The following is a 20,536-nucleotide window of genomic DNA, read 5'->3' on the forward strand; positions in this document are numbered from 1 at the left end:
TAGTTTCATGTTTTATTCGAGGATGTAAATGAAAGCACGTGGTCCTTTTTGTATCAGGCACGCGGCGGCGGACACTTTCGCTATGGTGGTGTTTTGCTTTGTTGCCGGCATGATCATCGAAATTTTTGTGTCAGGAATGAGTTTTGAACAGTCTCTGGCCTCACGAACCCTGTCGATCCCGGTTAATATCGCCATCGCCTGGCCGTACGGGGTGTTTCGTGACTTCGTACTGCGCCAGGGCAAAAAGCTTGCTGAAGGCAGCGTGATGAAGAATGTGGCCGACCTGTTCGCCTACGTGCTGTTCCAGTCACCGGTATACGCCGCAATTCTTTACACCGTGGGCGCATCGACGGATCAGATCATCACCGCCGTTGCCAGTAACGCTGCGATTTCCTGTGGCATGGGTGTACTGTACGGCCACTTCCTCGATATGTGCCGTCGCTGGTTTCGCGTGCCAGGCTACTATCAGAGTGTGTAATCGGCGTTTAATTGCACGAATCAGACAATTAGTAGACAAACAAACTACACGGGGCAATTTTTTTCGGTTTTGTACTTGACCATTCCCAGCATAATCATTAAATTAGCGCCTCGTTAGCCGAAGAGGTTAACACAACGGTGAGTTGTCCGAGTGGCTTAAGGAGCACGCCTGGAAAGTGTGTATACGGCAACGTATCGAGAGTTCGAATCTCTTGCTCACCGCCACATTCTAGTCCGTAGACGTTCGTCTACGGACTTTTTCGTTTTAGGTCCGTGAATTTCGCTGAATTTATCGTTTTTAGTCGTTCGCCCCCGCCCACTCTTTTATGTATGCCAGAATATATGCTAAAAGTAAGATCATCAATTTGGCATACTATCTAGACTATTAATCGTTCGGCATAATAGATTGAAAATTTATCAATCTTTATAAAGAAATAAGTAAGGTAAAACAGTCAGTTAATACTCTAAATGTATGCATTCAAAATTGCTCAATTTGGGCTAAATTTCGCTACTTTCGTTTTCCTCGAGTATCCATCAATGATTACGTCAATCTTACCGTAAAATGAGATGTAGAACTGGGCCTTTACATACCTTCGAAAACGGTCCCTCCCAATGAGCTTCGTGTACCATTTTTATTACGTCGACTGGAAGTCTCGTTCTTGATATGAAATGGAAAATGCTCGCAACGAATAAAGAAGCATCGGTGTATAGAAGAAATGTTAGCCGTTGGAGCTGTTTTGACTATTTTTTCGAATTTCACTGAGAGTAATACTGACGAGAGCTCCACCAATTACGAAAAAACAGCAACAACAAGTGGCCAGCTAGACGAACTTCGACCGATTGAAGATTCTCTCCGTCCATAGATACACCAAGCGACACAAATCAACCGTACAGGGTAATAAATGTGTCCCACAAAGCCAATTTGATCGGGTTACGGTATTTTGTTGTAATGTGCCACGCTCAAGAGACTCCTAACAATATAAACGGAATTGAAATAAAAAAAAGATTCCAGAAGATACATCATTTGTATAGATTTTGATGTCATGGCTGGTAAATCCACCGCGCAATGGCATCTGTTATCTACTAACGTCCCTCAAAACTGTACGCAAGTACATACTCAGAAAGATTTTACCTACCAAACGCACACAAATTATGGTCTTATATGAGATCTATAACATAGAAGTTTTACTAGACTCGAAAATCAGTTGTGCACATAGGTTGAAAATGGAATTCATCAAGGCGTTAAGTCTACTCTCCAAATCTTCTCCGTTTGCGGTGAGTACTGAAAATGCGGAGCACGACAGTGCTTTGGTTGTGTATAAAGATCACCTGTATATCAAGACAGATATCGAAACCGATTTTGAAAAGGCACTTCTAAAATGCCGTGGTGGAGAAATCATCTTTTTGTGCGGCAGTAGCGGTGATGGAAAATCGGAAATATTGACGCGCTACAGTAAGAGGCACCGTGCAACGACTGATTTTCATCTCGATGCGACACACTCTTTCAGTCCTAGTCAAACGGCTATCAATGCATTGGACGATAGATTCTCGGCGTTTAAATCCAACCGTCGTCCCTTAGTCATTGGTATTAACACCGGTATGCTTGGTAATTATGCCGAAGAAGGGGCTGATGAGCACAATGATATCAAATCATCGATAAAGCAGTTTTTGTCGGGTGAGCCAACACCTCCGCAGCATAGCTATCTGGATTTTGAATCTTATCCAAAATTCCATTTTTCTGATGGAATGAGCCATTCTGATTTCACTGAAAAATTCATGCATCAATTAACATATGCGGATTTTAATAATCCATTTTATACCTTATATGAAGCAGAGAAATCTCGTTCAGGCTGGACGAAATTATGTACCAATTTTGTATTGCTTGGTAATGCATCGGTACAGCGTTCGATCGTTGAATTACTATTGAAGTCTCGACTAATGAAGGATCAATTCCTTACAGCTAGGTCGTTGCTCGATTTTGTTTATCAAATCTTGACTATGAAAGGCTATTTGTTTGATAACCTTTTCACTGCAATTGATAACGAAATTCTCGAACAACTGAGGAGCTTTGACCCAAGTGCTACTCACACAAGAGACATAGACGAATTCATTTTGCAGTTTGGCTTGGGTATAGAACATACTGGATATGTTGAGTTAAAAGGTAAGCTTGCCACTCTCGGAATTACAGATATCTCTTCACCACGATCATTTTTGAGAGCAATTTACCTTCTCAAACATGATGAAAGATTCGTCAATCACTATTCGAAGCAGTTAGTGAATAGTTTTGATAATCGATTAGTTGATCGGTATGCAAGCATATGGTTACTGCATCGAGATTATGATGGAACACCTGAACTTCGTAACGAGCTGAATAAATTCTACAGGGAATCGTTAATACCGGCAGTACACAACTACTGCAATAGAAATGCTCCGACTTTAGAAAAAGGTACATTCTTTGTAAGTGAGTACAATGGATATAGCCTTGCAACGGAGTTAGACATTAAGCCTGATTTCCCCGCAATTCAAACTCAACCAATATCGAGAATTAGTGGTTTTGATGCCAGGTTAAAAATTGGTGATGACACGTTGAAGGCTATTCCTATCAATATCAACCTTTTCCAACTTTTGGAAGGGATTAATCACGGTTACCGGCCAAACAAACACGATAAAAACTCAATCTTGCAACTCGATGACGTTATAGAACAGATTATCAGTGCGGCCAACAACAATCATGTTCTGCATGTTTTTTCTAATCAGGCCAAGTTTAAAGTCGTCAAACAAGATAGCGACTATTTTGAAGTCAGTGGGATTTAGATATGAATGATTTTGCTTTACCGTTTAAATCGGATCTTGCGGTGACCAGCCAAGATGTTGCAAACAAAAATACGTTAAACAGCTTTTTATCGATTCGAACCAAGGGGAATGATTTTGAGTCGGATATTGTCGTCGGGATGGTCCTTAGCGCGTTACTTAGGAAAAAGATCGAAGGCTACAGCTACGATGATTTCAGAAATGACTGCAAAGGTCGGTTTGAGACGAAATTAGACGACGCCCGTTTTTGGTCGGTGTTGGATAAGATGTATTTTGAAACTGAAGCACTGTTTAATATCAGCCCCGAAACCTTACTGTTCAAAGGGCAAAAATCTCATAGTAACAACAAAACCAATGACCGTTTCGCATCGCTATACATTAGTTTGCTACAAGAGCTACGGATCAAAGAATTTGATACCAAGCTTAATTTTTTAGAGCATGAAATTTTATCCACGCTGAATGAAAGAATGAGGGAAGCAAAAGAGGCTGCGTATACTGCGAAAGAAAAGCCTTACTTGCCATTTTTATCTCAGTCTTTCAGACAAGATTTACAGTTTCTTTCGCAACATCCCAAATATTTGCTCTCTCAGATTAAGCCATTTCTCAATATTTATGGATTCGTCTACGTATCTCAACTAGCGCTTTCATTAACTGATTGGCGCCGTTGTGGCGAGCCTACGCATAAACCTCTTTACTTCATCATGGATCACGAAAAAGCCAGCCAAGAAAGGGCACATGTAAGAAATCATGGTTACAAGCTATTCGAAAGAAGCTGCTATCGATTATTTCCTTATTTATCCATGTTAGAGATGCTGCAACCAGATGCCAATTCCCTTGAAAAAGAGAAGAAAATACCTCTGTGGGAACTAGCATCAAGAATCGAACGTAATAAAAACCAAACAACCAGAGAGCGGTTAGAGTTTTTTGCAAAAGCTTTTAAATCAAACCGTAATCTATCAAACGTGCTCCCTGATAGTGGAGATGCCCTGGATTGGCTGGAACAAATATTAGGTCTCGCTATCGCCCAATTTGAAGATACTTCAACCGAACGTCCAGCTATCAATAAAAAGTATGTCGGTGAAGTTGAAAAGTATTTAGCGAGTGATTTCGTTCAAAGACGTGGTCGTGCTGGCCGGGTGTTAGTCCTAAACCAAGATCATCTGCTTCTTTTAGCCAATATTGCAATTGGTGACCGGGACAAACTGCGTTTTCAGGAACTCATCGCCGAATTCCGTAAGCGCGGTATTTACCTTGATAAACAAACTGAAATTGAATTGATAAAGTTTTTTGAGCGAATTGGTAACGTTGAAAAAATGAGTGATAGTGGAGATGCAGTCTATGTCCGAAAAACAATTTGAACGTTTCCTAGCCAAGCAATTTAGTCATTGGGCTGAACAAGGTATTCCTGCCGGATTTCGTTTTCACTTTAAATCACCAGATGGTGCGAACAGTCAACGTTTGTACAACGCCATGATGGAGCAGGCTAATGGACGTTTAGCAACAGAACAAGGTATTGAACTCCCATTTATTGAAACCGCGCTGAGTAACGTTATTCCGGTGTTGCATGGGGAGGGTGAGGATGGCACGTATACAGAAAACTACATTTCGCATCTACGAGATTCTATTGCCGGTCAAGAGGGTGTATTTCGAGGTTGTTCACTACTCGTTATTCATAATAGCTTGTTGGATACACTTATTAATTCTGCCGATAACTTGGCGAGCAAAGGCCAAGTTTGGAGCCCCGGTCGAATTTGTGATGCACTCAAGCAACTCGTTGACAAAGATGATAAAAACCGAGATGTTTCGGTATGTTTGCTTGAAAATCAATTCGAAAATATTTTAGAAGATGGTGCGACCATGTTCGGTTTTGAAGCTCTGTTCAATGCCGTTGAAGATGGGGATTTGCTGTTCCACGAACTGGATATGTTCGATGACCCGCTCATTACTAAAATGGGCCAAAATAAAAAGCAGATTCAAGGTCGACTAGAGACTAACCGGCAGTTGTATCAAGAGATCTCCTTTGAAGTGGAAAACTTTAGTGATGATCTGGTTGAGCACTTAAAGGCATTTAGCGAAAAATTCGTACGAAAACACTTTATCGATGCTGAGCCTGACGCTTGGCGTTCATTAGAGCTAGAAACGCTGCTACAAGAGAAGAAAAACAATACCAAAGCACAATTGGTTTTGAAAAAAGAAGAGTTATCGGGTGGCGAGTTGACCGCAAGAAACCGTGCTGAGTCAAAAGCCGGTATGCGTGATAGACATATCATTGTCGAACTTAACCCTGAACAAAATGAATTTGAGCTAAAACTATCCTTCGAAGGCACCAGTGATTTAGACAAGCAACAATTAAAAATTCAACCCGCCAAAGTCTTCAATCAAAAAGAAGAATGGGTGGTACGCAATTCGTTTAAGAGCGCATTTGCAACATTAAAAGCCACATTCACCGGCTCACCAACCTATTTTTCGATTGTATTGAAACGTGACAATACAGCGGAAAGCTACAAGTTCAGTTGCTTACTTGTGCCAAAGGGAATGTTTTATCTGGGACCACTAAAAAATATTTTCACGCTTGAGCCGAAAAAGGCTCGTATAAAACTCAACATGGATGAGAACGTGCTGCGAATCAATCCTGATATCCAACACTCTTATCATTTGCAAGATACTAAATCAGTTATTGATAGGGCTGCATTTGGGGTTGTGGATTTTGATGCGTTAGCTGGAGAGTCCGACGAGATAGAGTTCTCTATTTCATCGGGTGAACATCAACTCGATGTTCGTGTTGAGGGAAGCTTAGCAATAGATTCCTTACCATTGCCACTTCTACTGAATCGAGGTCGCTACTACAAGTTGTTTGATGATGAATACAACGGCGAGTTTTTAGCGGGCAAAGGCAAAGTTGCTCTGGATAATAGTGAATTTACCATAACAGCGACTCGTTTGCAGTTACTCAAGATTGAACATCAGATGGTAAGCGAATCACTGTTGTTTATCGACAGTGACCAGGAGTTGAAGCTCGATGACATTTGTGAATATGCGCCGGCGATTTGGCAAGCGTATAGTGAGTTATTTGAATACCTAAATAGAAATCGAACGACTCCTTCACTTGTCTCTTGGGGCGAAGATCTTTCGGCAATTGTTGACCGTATTACAGGCGCATTCATTGAATACTACGAAAATATACCAACTGATGGTCCTCTTTCCGATGAACAGAAAAGGATTATGAACATAGGGCGTGTATGTTTGGAGGGGGATGAATTCTATTCGCCTTATCACCCGTTAGTTCTAGCGTACTTCTCCAACTTGAAAACTCAGATTCAATCAGATGAACAAGATACATTTACCAATATTCCGTCAGTGACTTTGGAGCGCTTATCTCCAGCCGGATTGTTACCGTTTAGCTATCACCCTCATTTTGAGTATGCCTACAACCAACAGGTAAAAGAAAATGCCTTTTGGATTCGCAGTGTTCCCCAAGAAAAAAGCACCTATGGTTTCATCCGTAAACTTGTGAATGAAAAAATTGATGAGTTTCAAGCGGCATTTAGTCAACTATTTGAAGATGAAAATAACAGTTTAATTGTGAATGCCGTGAACCTCGAGAAAAGTGAAGAGCTTTTCTTGGGCATTGTTGATTATATGAAGGCTAACTTGGATGATGCTTCATCTATGCACGTCAATTTGTATGACCAAGAATTGCAGTTTAATGCGTTTGACCAGTTTGCAGAGACCGTTGACTATGACGTACTCAAGCAGTGGTTGGGTTTAGACAAGGGAAAAGTTCGAGAGATAGCGGATACGGTCATTGACCTTCTCCGGACGCGATTAACCTACAGTAAGTTCACTAACAAACAAATTGAACAACAGGAACAGGCTTATTCGCACCTTACCTTTTTCCGGAATAACAGCAAAGTAGATTGTACTGAAGTCGATATTGATACAATGGAATCGGGCGTTGCTGCTGATGGCATTTTATCTGGTGAAGCTTCTCAAAGTAAGCAAGGTTCTTATTACACCGGCTTTGGTTTGAAGAATGTCGATTATAGTGATAAGCCTCATCTTAGAGTTGCAAAATTAATAGGGTCCTTGATTAAGCCTGCTTTGGGTAAAAACGTCCAATATCACGGGAAAAATGCCGTTTCCTTAGCGGTAAGTGAAGATTTCAGAACACTACTAAAACATTCGTACGATAGCTCGATCTGGACCACGATCATTGATCCTAAAGTGACGCTTGATTTCTTCCATAGTAATGAGGATGTGGTATTAATTCACTATTCCGATCAGTACACCACGTCATCCAGTTACGATGCGATCACCGTTACGGCACAACGTCACCTGTTTGAAAAAGTGTTGTCTCAGCAAAATGGCGGTTTTGTCGACGAGTTCAATGCGTTTAATGGTGACTGGCTACTTAAAATGGTCAGTGCACCAACTAATGGCCATAAATCGGTTGAGCAGTTTGACAAGCTTAAAAAAGAGCGTCGTGGAATTATTGGCGCCTATAAGTTTGTAACCAGTATGGTGAGCCAATCGGATATCACCTGGGTTCCACTGTCCGTCTCTGAAATGATCCGAGTTTCCGGGAATTTAGGCCTGAAAATGTCAGACAGCGAATTTTCGCGCAATGTTAATGGCTATCGACAAGGTGCAATTTCAGATGACGTACTTATGGTTGGTTTAAAAGACCAAACCATGTACCTACTGCCTTTAGAGGTTAAAACCGGAGCAGTCCCTAATTACGCTAAAGCAATTGAGCAAGCAAAAGAGTTAGGTCGCTATTTACGAGAAGATATTTTAGGTGGTTCGGGGATTGTTCCTCAAATATTTCGTAGCCTGTTCATTCGCCAGATCTTAATGCAAGTCGATAAGTACCGCCTATACAAAGTATTTAGTGAAGGCTACTTTGACCATCTGCTAGCAGAAAAAGAGCAATGGTTAGCTGGCCATTTTCAATTGGGGCAATTAGCCAATTACCCAGAAGGCTTCGTGGTCAGTCATTTGGATTCTGCTGCATGTTTGGATACCAACTATACAATGCAGGATGACATCCTCAGGATTGAGCTGCCAATGTCGTTGCTCGATACATTGGTTACAACGCCGCTTCAGCAGTTGTTACAAGGCCAATCAATTAGTCAGATCTGCAAAGTGCCAGAACAGTATCTGTTAAATGCCATTGAGGAGCTCGCTATACCAACACACGAACTTAGTGTTGTTAGTGAACGGCCTGATTCTGGTGTTCAACCTCAAGAGGAAGATGAACTGCCTCAAGTCGCAGAGTTGAGTGTGAATGGTGGCTATATCGCGGATAAAACAAGCTCAAATAACCTAAAAGTCTTGTTTGGTCATAATACACTAAATGATCAGCCTCTGATTTGGGAGCCAACCAACACCGCCAAATTTATGAATACCAATACTGGCATTATTGGCACCATGGGGACGGGAAAAACGCAGTTTACTAAATCGGCGATCACTCAGTTATACCGTAATCAGTCCAATAATGTGGATGGGCAACCAATCGGTATGCTGATCTTTGACTACAAGTCAGATTATGTTGATGACGAGTTTCAGCAAGCTGCAGGTGCAAAGAAGTTTAAATTATTCCACTTGCCTTACAACCCATTGAGTTTGTTTGGTGATACACCAATGCTTCCAGTTTCATACGGCTCGTGGTTTCTCTGAAACGGTGGGTAGGGCATTTAATCTTGGTCAGAGACAGCAGCTCAAGCTGCGCCAGTTAATTAGTGATGCTTATGAGTTGGCTGGTATTCACAAAGCCGATCCAACAACCTGGTCAAAGTCAGCTCCAACAATAGAAGATGTGTGGCAGCTATTCTTGAGTAATGAACCTGAGCTTGATTCTCTTTATGCAGCGCTTGAAAGCCTATGTGAATTAGAAGTGTTTGAGACCGATCATCAGCAATGTCAGAGCTTATATGACCTCATCGATGGGATAACGGTGATTGAACTTGCTGGTTACCCTAGTGAGATTCAAAGTCTTGTCGTGGCGCTGACTCTAGACCTGTTTTATATGCAAATGCAGAAGAAGGGCAAGCCGCAAGTACAGGGTGACTTCCGCCAAATCACCAAGATGATTTTGGTGGATGAAGCGGACAACTTTATGTCGCAGAACTTCCCAAGCTTACGCAAGATCCTCAAAGAAGGGCGTGAGTACGGCGTTGGTGCTATTCTATCAACCCAGGATATTACGCATTTCCAAACCGGTGAAAATGACTACTCAAGTTATATCCTCACCTGGGTGATTCACCGTGTGGCTAAGATTAAGCCGCAAGATATCAAGGCTATGTTTAGCGTGAATGATAAGGCTGAACAGGACCGGTTAATGGATACGATTCAGAAATTAGATAAGCATTTTAGTTTATATATTGATGGTGCTAAGAACGTTGTGAAAATGCGTGATAGTGCATTTTGGGAACTTATACAATAGTTAAAGATTTTGTTGCCTTTTTGATGCTTTTCTTAGAAGTATTTCGTAGAGGGTTTTATCTATTTACTTTTTATTCATTGCTTGGCCTTCTTCACTTGCAATGGTTTGTCTTATGTATATAACACATTGATTAATATGAATAAAATAACACATATTTGTTGGAGCTGCTGTAGTATTGTTGAACTACTCAAACAGGTAAGATTATGATTAATCGACAGGACCTATTGGTTTTATACGAAAAGTTAAGAAAAAAATTAACACCATCTTGTAAGTGTCATTTTTTTACGTTGGTACAGTTTGTTGTTACATCCTTGTTTTCGTTGTTGCCATTGTTAGTTGATTCAGCGGTCCAATCGAGTCTAGCTAAATCCAACTTTGTTGGTGTTTTTGTCAATAGATTTTTTGCTGATTCAGTATTTATATATACATCAGCGTTTATAGCGCCATTTTTTATATTGACTTGTATTCATCTTATACGAGAAAAATCAAGCAGCTTTGCGTTTTATCCTTTAGTTGCATTAATGAGTGTTTATTCATTATTACTGGGGGCTTTATTTTACTCTGGCGTTGTTTCACGAGAATTGTATGATTTTGGTACAGGTTCCACCAGTCCTGTCAGTTATCCAACTAAAGCTGATATTTCTATTTTTATCACAACGCTTTTCTCATGGTATTACTGTACCTATAAGGCAACTTATAAACCAAATGATTCTTTGAATACTTACGAAGAGAATGAACAAAAGAATAGACGTAAATTTGATAAGGAACTAAGAGATGCCTAATATTCCAATTAAAGCAATTAGAGTTGAGCAGCCGATTGGTGAGTTTCTTCGTCGGGAAAATGAAAGCACAAGATTTGTTAGATATATCCTATTCTGATGTTAGACGTCTTGAAAATGAAGAAAGAGATGTTGAAAAGTATTTGGGTATTCAAAGGCCATTGAAGAAAAACAGAGTCAAAGAAATTAATTCCTATATTAATACTGTTGATGCTACTTTTCCTAATTCAGTCATATTGTCTATAGATATTGAAAATATATATTGGAATGGTGATGAGCTAGTCATCGAATATGACGAGGATGAAAAAAATAATATTGCTAAAGTATTAGATGGACAACATAGACTTGCCGGTTTTGACTCAAATAATACAAAATTTATAGATTATGAAGGAAATAAGAAAGATTTCGAAGTATTAGTAACTATCTTTGTAAACGCAGATATGGCTGTACAAGCAAAAGTATTTTCAATGGTTAACCAAAACCAAACTAAAGTTAATAAAAGCTTAGTTTTTGACTTGGAGTCTTTAGCTCAATCAAGAAGTCCTTGGAAAACCTGTCATAGTATTGCCGCTTATGTAAATGAAAAAGATGGCTCTCCTTTCTTCCATAGAATAAAACGGCTGGGGGTAAAGACATATTTAGATGAGTTTCAACCATTAACACAGGCGGCATTTGTTGATAATTTGGTTAAGTTGATCACGCCTAATGCCCAGATTGATAGAAATATAATTTTAGGTAAAGATAAAGGATTTTTAGGCTTTGCTAGTAAAAAGATGCCTCATATGGATACTGATAGTTTATATAAGTTTCCATTTAGAAAATCGTTTGTTGACGATGAAGATGAAGTGATTTTACGTACTGTATATAGATATTTTGAAGCAGTAGAAAGTGTCTGGGGTGTCGCGTGGAATAAAAATAATAGTAGCTCGGTATTAAATAAAACTGTTGGTCTGATATCAATGCTGCGATTGCTGGGTTTTATTTTGAGTACTTTGCTTTTAGACGATAAGATTGATTTTAAATTTGAAATATCTAAAAATGAATTTGAAGATTTACTAATTTCATCTGGTATTGAGAATGAATACTTCTGTTCATTAGATGCGACGTCTAAGACTAGTGTCGCGATGTACAATGAGGTAAGAGAAAAAATAAACCTATCAAATTTTAGAACACGATAAGATAAGTTTTAGAAAAGGTCACATTGCTGTGACCTTTATTTATCCGATAATTTATAGCGCTTTGGTAAAACAAAGCGTATTTCTATGATTCCTAACAGAAGCTATCCCATCCTCAACATGAGCAGCCCATGCCTGTTGGTGCTGCTTGCTATCTAAATCAGGATAATACAACTTTAACATCATTTCGGTTACATCAGCGGTTTCACCAAGCCAAGTAAATTTATCCAATACTAATGGACCATCTAACTTGGCCTCTTCACCCGTGTATCTAAAATCACTCTCAATTGATCGAAAGAATGCGATACGAGCAGAAACGTTTGGTGTAATCCCAGTGTAGCCTTTTAGCTTTTTAAGTTGCTCTTCGGTCGAACGGGTTAAGTTCATACGGTTTGGTAGCATTACACTGCCTCCTGTACTGCATTTTTCCAGAAATAGCCTTGTGTTAGGTGAGATGACTTGCTCTTACCGTCAAAACAGATTTCATAAGTCTTGGCGATATCATCCTGGATCAGGTTGATATAGTCTTTATCAATTTCAGTATCGGTCGATAAAATCACAACTTGGTGGCTGGCTGTCGGGAAGTAGTTTTCAACGAGCTTATCGCGGTGATGCGAATCTAAACGACCTAACGGTGTATCAATGATAATTGGCAGTTTACGCCCTGAGGTTTTGCCAAGAGCTTCAAGAATGGAGATCGCATAGATCTGTTTTTCACCAGCAGACATTGCTTTACGATTGATCTTGGTATCGTTCTCATCGATAAGTTCAACGTCAAAAGTCTTTGGATTGATAGACGCAGTAAGCTGTAGATCTTCCTTACGAGCTAGTTTTTTGTATGACTCAACAAAATGTTGCTCTAAAGATTTTACGCGTGCTTTTGTTAGTTGTTCTGCAAACTTATCCATTAACAAGATAGTATTTTGTGCGTTTTCAACGCTCGCGTTTTTGTTGGCATTGTCACGATGCTTATCATGCAGTTTCTGTATATGCCTAGCTGTTTCAAGTGCCAGTCTAAGCTCTTGCTTAGCATCTTCTAGCAACGCTTGGTAATCATTAGATAATTCTTGCTTCTTCTTGTCTTTCTTGCGGATCTTATCTAACGTCTCCTGCAATTGCTCTTTTTCTGGTGCTCGTGCAACGTTTTGCGAGATGTTATCTAGCTGGTATTCGACTTCAGTTAGTCGCTGACGCGCTTCATCAAACCGTTGGAATGATTGGCTACCACCTTGATTGATTTGATAGTCAATGGCGTTTGCTTGGCGTTTCTGAGATGTCTAATAGCAGTTGTTCGTTGTCTTGCTCAACGTAATCGTTAAAACAGTCTGTAACGGCTTCCATGGCGACAGACGAATCGGCTAAACGAAAGCCGAGGTCTTTGCGCAGGGTATCGAGAAACCCATCCAATTCTCTAGCGAAGGATTGGCGCTGTTTAACCGTTTGCTCTTTTTCAATCTGCTCCAATAGTGATTTCATCGCATTTGGTGCGAGAGAAAAGGGGAGGCTAGTCTCCATCTCCATGCGGATCTGCTTTTCTAACTCAACTTTTTCTTTGAGTAGTTGGTCGATCTTATCCTGTTCTTGTTCGCGTGTTTGTGCCCAAGCACCGCCGTTACTTGAAAGCTCGGCTTCTAGCTTTTGTATCTGCTCTGATTCATGTTCAATTTGAATCAATACCTGATTGGCTTCGTAACGTAGTTTCTCAGAATTACGTTCGTGCTGAATACGTTTCACATCCAAACTATCGAGTTGCTGCTTGATTGATTGTTCAAGCAATGAAGCACCTTGCTTTTTGAGGTAGATATTTAGATCACTCTTTAGTTTGGCGATTACATCCAGACCCAACAAGCGTTTTACGGCTGTATTAAGGACCGTGCCCGATTCATCTTCAGCAAGTTCCGCGATTTTTTCCCCATCAAAGAAGAACAGGTCGGCAATGCCGTTTGGAATTAGCTCATTTAAAAAGCCTTGGCATTGATCGTAGCTTAATTCAGAGAGGGTTTGACCATCTTGCTCCAACGTTAAGTTGTCCGATTTACCGCGTTTCCAGCTACGAGTCACTTTGTATAAGTTTTCACTTCCAGCTTGGTTGTGGGTAAATTCTAACTCTACATAAGCTGTATCCGGGGCATTGATACTATTTCCCTTGTGGATCAGTTGAGATAGCTCTTCAACATACTCATTGTTATGTAGGGGCTTACCAAAAGATTGTCGGCCATACAGGGCAAGGCGGACGGCGGTTAGGATTGACGTTTTTCCTGCACCGTTTAGACCGCCAAATAAAATAATAGGGCGCTCGGTACCTTCTATCGCTTCGCCGAGCTTGTTGTAAGCTGGGCCAGAAGGGGTTAGGTCAATTTCATGAAGTCCACAAAAGACGCGAAAGTTATTAAGACTTAATTTGGTAATTAGCATCGTGTGGCCTAAAATTCTTTTTTAATAGCTAGTTCAATTTCTTCTAACTGCTGATTGTAGCGGTCAATTTCTTTTTGGTGCACATCATATTCTGAACGGCTTTGCAGTACGGAGTGCTTTTCTTTAATTGATTCTAGGCTACCCCAATCCTGTTTTAGCAAAGCAGCAATTTTGTCACTTATACCACTACGGCGACTCAAGCCTTCCATTGATACTTCGAGCTCAATAAGTTTCATCACCATTTCTGGTTCAATATTGAAATCTTCGCTTAGCTCAGATAGTAGTTCAGCTTCATCTTTGCCAAAACTAGCTCCATCATCGTAGACCCAATCTAAATCAAAACCGTAGATCTCTTTAAAAAGACCAGGTAGTGAATCATTCCAATCTGGCTCATTTGGATCGTGTAGCCATTCCTGACGAATCGCATGTAATTCAGGTGCAGTGATTAGCTCAATTTCACGTTGCTCGTCTTTGAATTGCTTATCCAGTTTGAGTAACTCGGTTAGCCACTGCTTACGATATTTCAGCCAATATGGACCCGGTACGTGTTTGCGCTCGGCGGTGATGTCCTCACCATCTTTGGCGTATTGATAAGTGACCTTACCAGTACGGCGTTTGAAATTACGAAACTCATCTTTATTTGCGGGATCCGTAGTAAAGGCCAGCTTGTTACGAAACTCTAACAAGGGGCTCATCCACTCTTCACCATTTTCGATAAGGCTTTCCATCGCTCTATCTTTGGTAACGACGGTACAAGTCCAGCATCCAAAGCGTGAGTTGCCGCATGACGGAGTTGTTTCGTCAATGACCATAGGACATTCACCTTGGCCGGATGAGTCCTTATACAAGTTCCACAAGGTTAAGTTTTTTCCGCCCCAAGGATTTTCCCACTCCAGTTCGTAAATGTCTTTCCAGATGTTTTTAACACCATATGGAGTATCTTGAGTGTCAAGATGACATAGACGTAAAATTTTCCAAACATCATCAACTGACCAGGTATCGATTGGCGTGAAGATAAATGCGTTAGCCAGAGTAGTATGGCGAGCTAGGCGGGAACCTTCGATTTTATGTTTAGCAATCACTTGAGCACGCGAGGCACTCTCTTGGCTTCTTGAACCGAGTACAACAATCACTTCATCATATTTTGAAACAGTTGATTTGATAAAATCGCTGACTGGATCGATTTTCATCCGTTCTGTGCACCAACGAAATGAACGTGTTGGTGCTGGGTAGCCTTTACCTAGGAGATTTGTCCAAAAAGTGTCATTACTTTTGGGAACCACTTTATGTGTCGTGATTGGCAAACCATCTCTTTTGGCTCCGCGTTCAATAGCGGCAAGTGAGTCTTTGATATGATTAACCACCACTGGCGTTTCAACCAGAGTATCTGAAGAGACGACGAATACAGGCTTGTGGCGTTCTTCCTCTGGCAACCCCAAAAGTGCCATATAGACGAGAGACATCACAGCTGATGAATCTTTACCACCACTGTATCCAATAACCCAAGGGCGTTTATCTGCGCAATAAACACGTTGAACATCAGCGATATAGTGGCTTAGTTTGTTGTTTGCGAAGTCTTCTGCATTGATAAAGTCTTCGTATTCGGCAAGATCTTCTGCTAATTGTAGCTCGTTTATCATGATAACTGTTTCTCTTGAGCTTTTTCTTCTGGGGTTAGTGACAACCCAAGTTCAATTTTTAATGCGTTTGCGGTAAGTTGAATATTCGTAGTCGACTTACTTAATTTACCGTGGTTCATGCTTCGTTTTATCCACTCTGGATTGGTTTTTAACCAGTTTACTTTAGTGAGTGGTTGAAGCTTCTTTTTCCAATTGTTTGGCTCTTGGCACAGAAGGTGTTTGCCTAAAAGACCGATGGCATGTAAGCCCACCCCATGAGCATGAATGTATTCTTGCCTTAGCTGTACTGGTGAAACTTCTTTATCCATAACCATTTGCCAATCTTTAATATGACGAGTGACTTCTTCCCAAAATTCAGCGGCTAACTTCTTTTCATCATCACTGAAGCCGTCTTTTGGTCCTTTACTTAAAAGTGCGCGAGTAGACTGCTTGATACTACTTAAAGTGAAAAGTTTGTTGGATTTTGGACTGATGTTGGATTTCTCCATTTCAGTCAGCCCGATAAATGGTTTCACTTTGGTGGCTAGCTCGCGTGCAAGCTCTGAGCTCTCATCTCTGTGGTCATATAGTGTCCCCAGCGAAGTACTTGGTTTTACTGCATATTTATTAAGGTCGGCAAACATTTGCTGGCTTCGATCTAACCCTTCGTCAACAAAAAACAGAACAGGTATATTGTCTTGCCCCAGGTCTGGGTTTTCTTTTAGTGCTTCCTCTATAGCTTTTCGACGATGCTGACCATCATTAATCAAAATCTGTGCATCCATAGGAATTTGTAGGATCCCCAGGTTGGGAGCACCTTCATGATCGTGAAAAGAGATATCGACCCCAACCGAAGCTGTTAAAGCTGAGAATACGTACTCTTTCGGGTTATCGAGCAAGTATTTAACCATTTCAGGAATCCGGGTTTTATTCAACGTCCGTTGAGCTCTCAACTCGGGAGGCACATCATCTTCGTTGTAGCTGAAAATTTTAGGGATGATCCTGAGAGGGCATGTGGCGATGTAAAATGGACGACCAGCTTGAATACCTCTGACAGCAGGAAACGAGTAGCAATAGCCCGAGTCTTGATTTTGCATAGTTAGCTCTAATGGTTATGTCATTACTGATGACATAAAATATAGACGGTATGTCATTTTTTGACAAACTAATCTTGTTTTTTGTTATGAAATGATTTTTCAGATGCGAAATCTTACATGGGTATGTCAAAAACGAGTCGGACATTCTACAGATATAAACGGTAGATTTCTATGGCACGATTGGCTTTTCTACTGGTTTTAAATGGTAGGCATTGAGCGTATTGTAAACCCTTTGATTTCCTTATTATATTTCCCAAGCAAGATCTCAAACTCAGGACGAATCATTTGAGTTTCCTTAGTTGGTTCAAACTCCATCAATGCCGCTAATCGCTTATCAAAACGGAGTTGCTTGCCGTAGTTTTCGTGCTCTTTTGGCATGTAAAGGTGTTTGTTGAGTAGGGGCGGCCTGCGATTCTCGTTCATGTAATCAAAGAAGTCGATGTCCTGCTCAGCCATTTTTATTTTGATGCGTTCGACTAAGAAAGGGACTGATTTTTCGTAGTCATCGTACGCTGTTAAAGTGAGTTTGCCTGACGTGATATGGATTTTGATAAGGTCTATCTCTTCATCCAGTTCACCATACATTTGCAAGCCGGCCCCAACATATACTCGCAGTAGTAATGGCAAGTCATCGATAAAGTCTCTATGCAAAATCAGTGAATGTCCTTCATTAAGCAGACTGGCAGGTAACATTTGATGAGCCTTTTCACATTGCGTCTTGAGCAAGTCTGTATCGGCTATCGCAAACAACAGCTCTGCTGCCAGGTTTAGAGTGGTTTTGTAATCATCAAAAAGAGCTTTAATGTCACGTTTAAGCGATTCTGCCTGTTGAGTGTAAGGCTTTCTTTTTTCAAATAGCCCCATAGCAAAGTAAAGTAACAGGTCTTCTTTACGGCTCTTTTGTGCATGTTCAAACTCTTTGGTATCAAACATATCTCGCAGTAATCCAAACGCTTTTTTGTGTGAACCTATGAGCTCCTTGATTTTGTCTGAACGCTCAAATTCATCATTCGCAGGAATACGCCCCAACTCCAGGCAGGTATTCCAAAATTCATTAAATAAGTCCGGATGTTGAGTGATAAGGAGTTTAGCTTTGTCGCTTGCCTCTGCAGGTGCCGGAGACGTCAGTTGTTGCCAATTATAGTGCCGTTTATACTTACGCTGTAGGTAGTGCTGTTCTTCGATTTTATCTTTGAAAATGTAGAAAATTCCGGGAGCTACAGTAATTACATCTTCTTGTAAGCTTCGGCCGATATACGCCTTGATTTCAGCTTGCGCGTAGTATTTCTGGAAGGTATTGCGACTGGTGATTACTCCATCTTTGTATGGCTTGAATTGAGCTATGTAGTGTTCACTTGCGAGCATAACGGAGACAACGAGAAACTTATCCGTTAACTCCCACGCATCTAGCAAGACAGCAAGCCTTTCATCTTGATCTTCAATAACGTTGAGTACGAATCCTAAGTTAACAATGTCTGAGTTTATCTTATCATTATCGGGCTTAAAGTTGGGATCCCAACCAAGAGCATCTAATCCGTGAGCTTCGAGCTCTCTTAAATCATCTCCTCGTCCGCATCCATAATCGAAAATGGAGTGAGAACCTTCAAGATAACCATGTTTTACTAATGTTTTCATTGGTGTAGAAAGCTCGTGTCTGACTAAAGCTGTTCTATGCCTATCAATTCCAGGTACCGCAATCTGAGTCTTCGAAGAGGTACGAAACAAACGTCCTTCAACGAGTTGATATCCGTGCTGCGCAATGATGTTTTCCCAGGAACGTTTAAACCCAATCAAACGACTTTTCTCGTAAAGACCTGCATTTTCACCTTCTTGCGTGATAGTGGCGAAGTACTCGTAATAGTCACTATCGGGTAAGATCATGGTTTCTTTTCGATGCAATATCGGCGGATTATCTGAGCCTTGATAGCTTGTAATCTTATGGCTTAACTTGGAGAGGTTAACGTTTACGCTTTGATTCAAAGCAGGGTAAGAATCTGAGTAAAAATCAGGATAATGCAGCAAGGACAAACGAAACTCCTTTTTAAACAGTTTCACCAGATTCCAGCTATCATCGTTCAAGCTTACTGCTTTTGCGACTGCAGGAACAAACTGAGCCAGCCTATTGGGTAAGGTAACAAGTGCATCTTTATGAATATAGACTGCCTCAGGCAGTTGTTTCCCTATCCCTATCTGCGCGACAAGCTCAGCAAACTGTTTTTCGTTCATTCTCGGTCCCTTGTAATACCTTTTTTTAACCCGTTGAATTAATTATCTATGTAACCCTAACTTCGTCCTAAAAGCAGGTAGTGTCGATTAAGCTGCTCTGCTGCTTTTGGGACGAGGATTATCTTTTTTCGAGCCAGAATGCGCGTAACTACAAGCTTACTAGCGTACCAAACAAGAGAACCGTTCAGATGTGCACTTGTGACTATATTTAATAGACCAGTGTTCTCAAGGCAGTTCAAGTTTGGAGTGTATATGCTGTTCTATCTTTCCGTCGTTTCTATTTTCGCTCTAGGATATTTAGCGCAAACTACTGGTCTGTGCATGGTTAGAGGAGTGAAGCAGGCAATTCTGGGTCAGCCGAATTTTTTAATCGCGATACTCTTTAGTGGCTCACTTACTTGGATTGCAATAGAGCTAAGCGGAGACACTTTGGCAGATGGGCGTTTAGAGGCGTACTGGCCAAGTATCTATTCCTTTATAGGCGGAGTGCTTTTTGGTGTTGGAGCGTCTTTGAATGGCGGTTGTGGAGTATCAACGGTTAGCCGTTTTGCCAGAGGAGATCTTGTGATGAGTTCTACTATTTTAGGCTGGCTAGTCGGCTGGATAATATTTTTACCACTGTTATCGTTTCTCTGAGGCTAGAAGTGAAATGATATTGCTTGATGGTCGTCAGCACTTGTTGCTTATTCCTCTCACGCTGGTTCTTGGAATCGCTATATACCGAATGCAGAACGATAATAAAAAGCTTTGGTTATCTATGCTCGGCATTGGTCTGATGGCGGGGATTGTGTTTGTCACCGAGCCGCATTGGACACCTAGTAGTCTACTAAAATCAATTAGTGTATCTATATGGCTTAATGATGAATCATCTTGGCCTGAGCTACCACGATTCTATCTCATCGCAGCACTTTTAGCTGGAATGATTTCAGCCTCTGTGGTTGGCAAAACCTTTGATTTGAGAGGATTTCGATTCTCTGGTCTGGTGAGACATTCCTGCGCAGGTATCTTAATGGGATGCGGAGCCGTTATAGCAAATGGTGGTAACGATACACAGCTACTGGTTGCGATGCCGGCTTTATCCCTAGCAGGGTACACAGCCGTGTTCAGCATTATTTTGGGTATCTATATCGGGTTAAAGATCTCAAAATCTACAGGCTAAAATATGAATAAGAATACCAGCAAAGTGAAATTATGGCGAAGTCTACGAAACTAATTTTATCTGAAATTTATTTAGCCTATTTACAGGTGATAGATTTATTTTAGTTAATTAATTATATTTCACTTTATTTAATAGTTATATCTTTAAATAAGAATATAATTAGTCCAACTTTAATATTTATATTAAATCATGAATTACCCATGCAAACTTAAGTGTTATTCACTGTGAACCTTTACAGCTAAACCTTCGTATCCAATATGCAGAGCAGTTTCACAACAATGCAGATTAACACTATGACTTTATTGAATAATATTCTGTAAGTGTGATTTTCTG

15 protein-coding genes and 1 tRNA gene are annotated in these 20,536 nt (G+C 40.6%); 10 read left to right on the forward strand and 6 right to left on the reverse strand.

The window, feature by feature from the left end; all coding sequences use genetic code 11:
- The first annotated feature begins 28 nt into the window (after positions 1-28).
- The 8 genes from ABDK09_12985 (at position 29) to ABDK09_13020 (ending at position 11,690) form a co-directional block, all read left to right on the forward strand.
- The gene (locus ABDK09_12985; GenBank protein XAW90332.1) at positions 29-478 is read left to right on the forward strand and encodes an L-alanine exporter AlaE; all 450 of its coding nucleotides are present in this window, start codon (positions 29-31) and stop codon (positions 476-478) included.
- 136 nt (positions 479-614) lie between these two features.
- Positions 615-702, forward strand: a tRNA-Ser gene (locus ABDK09_12990).
- Positions 703-1,701: 999 nt separating this feature from the next.
- Positions 1,702-3,291: a DNA phosphorothioation-dependent restriction protein DptF gene (gene dptF, locus ABDK09_12995; GenBank protein ID XAW90333.1), complete on the forward strand. Its 1,590-nt coding sequence runs from the start codon at positions 1,702-1,704 to the stop codon at positions 3,289-3,291.
- A 2-nt stretch (positions 3,292-3,293) separates the two neighbouring features.
- On the forward strand, positions 3,294-4,646 hold the full coding sequence (dptG, locus tag ABDK09_13000; GenBank protein XAW90334.1) for a DNA phosphorothioation-dependent restriction protein DptG: 1,353 nt from the start codon (positions 3,294-3,296) through the stop codon (positions 4,644-4,646).
- Positions 4,627-8,967: a DNA phosphorothioation-dependent restriction protein DptH gene (gene dptH, locus ABDK09_13005; protein XAW90335.1), complete on the forward strand. Its 4,341-nt coding sequence runs from the start codon at positions 4,627-4,629 to the stop codon at positions 8,965-8,967. Before dptG ends, dptH begins: the two co-directional genes overlap by 20 nt.
- The gene (locus ABDK09_13010; GenBank protein XAW90336.1) at positions 8,918-9,733 is read left to right on the forward strand and encodes a hypothetical protein; all 816 of its coding nucleotides are present in this window, start codon (positions 8,918-8,920) and stop codon (positions 9,731-9,733) included. Before dptH ends, ABDK09_13010 begins: the two co-directional genes overlap by 50 nt.
- A 203-nt stretch (positions 9,734-9,936) precedes the next feature.
- The gene (locus tag ABDK09_13015; GenBank protein XAW90337.1) at positions 9,937-10,515 is read left to right on the forward strand and encodes a hypothetical protein; all 579 of its coding nucleotides are present in this window, start codon (positions 9,937-9,939) and stop codon (positions 10,513-10,515) included.
- A gap of 38 nt (positions 10,516-10,553) precedes the next feature.
- Positions 10,554-11,690: a DGQHR domain-containing protein gene (locus ABDK09_13020; protein XAW90338.1), complete on the forward strand. Its 1,137-nt coding sequence runs from the start codon at positions 10,554-10,556 to the stop codon at positions 11,688-11,690.
- A gap of 51 nt (positions 11,691-11,741) precedes the next feature.
- On the opposite strand, the gene dndE is transcribed toward ABDK09_13020, so the two are convergent.
- From dndE to ABDK09_13050, 6 genes are all read right to left on the reverse strand, one after another.
- Positions 11,742-12,089 (reverse strand): DNA sulfur modification protein DndE, encoded by a 348-nt coding sequence (gene dndE, locus ABDK09_13025; protein ID XAW90339.1) that lies wholly within the window; start codon positions 12,087-12,089, stop codon positions 11,742-11,744.
- Positions 12,089-12,937, reverse strand: a complete 849-nt coding sequence (dndD, locus tag ABDK09_13030; GenBank protein XAW90738.1) for a DNA sulfur modification protein DndD — start codon at positions 12,935-12,937, stop codon at positions 12,089-12,091. Before dndD (ABDK09_13030) ends, dndE begins: the two co-directional genes overlap by 1 nt.
- A complete protein-coding gene (gene dndD / locus ABDK09_13035) occupies positions 12,933-14,102 on the reverse strand; it encodes a DNA sulfur modification protein DndD (GenBank protein ID XAW90340.1) in 1,170 nt (389 codons plus the stop codon). Before dndD (ABDK09_13035) ends, dndD (ABDK09_13030) begins: the two co-directional genes overlap by 5 nt.
- An 8-nt stretch (positions 14,103-14,110) precedes the next feature.
- Positions 14,111-15,742, reverse strand: a complete 1,632-nt coding sequence (locus ABDK09_13040; GenBank protein XAW90341.1) for a DNA phosphorothioation system sulfurtransferase DndC — start codon at positions 15,740-15,742, stop codon at positions 14,111-14,113.
- On the reverse strand, positions 15,739-16,818 hold the full coding sequence (dndB, locus tag ABDK09_13045; GenBank protein XAW90342.1) for a DNA sulfur modification protein DndB: 1,080 nt from the start codon (positions 16,816-16,818) through the stop codon (positions 15,739-15,741). The genes ABDK09_13040 and dndB overlap by 4 nt, the downstream gene beginning before the upstream one ends.
- A gap of 198 nt (positions 16,819-17,016) precedes the next feature.
- Positions 17,017-19,044 carry a DNA phosphorothioation-associated putative methyltransferase gene (locus ABDK09_13050; protein ID XAW90343.1) on the reverse strand — a complete coding sequence of 676 codons (2,028 nt, stop codon included), beginning with the start codon at positions 19,042-19,044 and terminating at the stop codon, positions 17,017-17,019.
- 252 nt (positions 19,045-19,296) lie between these two features.
- Between ABDK09_13050 and ABDK09_13055 the strand changes: the two genes are divergently transcribed.
- The gene (locus ABDK09_13055; GenBank protein ID XAW90344.1) at positions 19,297-19,680 is read left to right on the forward strand and encodes a YeeE/YedE thiosulfate transporter family protein; all 384 of its coding nucleotides are present in this window, start codon (positions 19,297-19,299) and stop codon (positions 19,678-19,680) included.
- A gap of 19 nt (positions 19,681-19,699) precedes the next feature.
- Positions 19,700-20,203, forward strand: coding sequence for a YeeE/YedE thiosulfate transporter family protein (locus tag ABDK09_13060; protein XAW90345.1), 504 nt, complete (start codon positions 19,700-19,702; stop codon positions 20,201-20,203).
- Positions 20,204-20,536 lie beyond the last annotated feature (333 nt).

This window comes from Vibrio sp. CDRSL-10 TSBA, assembly GCA_039696685.1.
Lineage (GTDB): Bacteria > Pseudomonadota > Gammaproteobacteria > Enterobacterales > Vibrionaceae > Vibrio.

Coding starts and splice junctions, on each gene's coding strand:
- dptG (XAW90334.1), top strand. CDS start 3,294: ATGAATGATTTTGCTTTACCGTTTAAATCGGATCTTGCGGTGACCAGC.
- ABDK09_13040 (XAW90341.1), bottom strand. CDS start 15,742: ATGATAAACGAGCTACAATTAGCAGAAGATCTTGCCGAATACGAAGAC.
- dndD (XAW90340.1), bottom strand. CDS start 14,102: ATGCTAATTACCAAATTAAGTCTTAATAACTTTCGCGTCTTTTGTGGA.
- dptF (XAW90333.1), top strand. CDS start 1,702: ATGGAATTCATCAAGGCGTTAAGTCTACTCTCCAAATCTTCTCCGTTT.
- dptH (XAW90335.1), top strand. CDS start 4,627: ATGTCCGAAAAACAATTTGAACGTTTCCTAGCCAAGCAATTTAGTCAT.
- ABDK09_13055 (XAW90344.1), top strand. CDS start 19,297: ATGCTGTTCTATCTTTCCGTCGTTTCTATTTTCGCTCTAGGATATTTA.
- ABDK09_12985 (XAW90332.1), top strand. CDS start 29: ATGAAAGCACGTGGTCCTTTTTGTATCAGGCACGCGGCGGCGGACACT.
- ABDK09_13050 (XAW90343.1), bottom strand. CDS start 19,044: ATGAACGAAAAACAGTTTGCTGAGCTTGTCGCGCAGATAGGGATAGGG.
- dndE (XAW90339.1), bottom strand. CDS start 12,089: ATGCTACCAAACCGTATGAACTTAACCCGTTCGACCGAAGAGCAACTT.
- dndB (XAW90342.1), bottom strand. CDS start 16,818: ATGCAAAATCAAGACTCGGGCTATTGCTACTCGTTTCCTGCTGTCAGA.
- ABDK09_13015 (XAW90337.1), top strand. CDS start 9,937: ATGATTAATCGACAGGACCTATTGGTTTTATACGAAAAGTTAAGAAAA.